Below are 276 nucleotides of genomic sequence, written 5' to 3' on the forward strand. Positions count from 1 at the left end.
ACTCCACAAAGCCAAAGTTATCTATTTACCTTTGGTCTTGCACTTACACTACTAGGCATGGTGTTGACGGACATGTGGCTACCAATGGTGGCTGGTTCGATGATCATGACCGGGCTTGCGGTAGAAGCTTGGATTCGGGTTGCGCATATTATTCCTATGCGAAAAGATATCCGAGAAATTCAGCATCAGCTTGAGCATCTGCAAAACAAGTCTAGAAGCGAATAAACAAAAAGCCGCTCGTACTCTGAGTTCTGTTTAAGAACATAAGGTACGAGC

Annotated in this window: 1 protein-coding gene; it reads left to right on the plus strand. The window is 44.6% G+C overall.

Annotated elements, in window-relative coordinates; genetic code table 11:
• Window positions 1-225 (plus strand): hypothetical protein (locus AB4232_RS22600; protein WP_372088092.1); only part of this gene is annotated, 225 nt, incomplete at its 5' end.
• Between the last annotated feature and the right edge of the window lie 51 nt (window positions 226-276).

The organism is Vibrio sp. 10N.286.46.A8, from assembly GCF_041470165.1.
Taxonomy (GTDB): Bacteria; Pseudomonadota; Gammaproteobacteria; order Enterobacterales; family Vibrionaceae; genus Vibrio; species Vibrio tasmaniensis_A.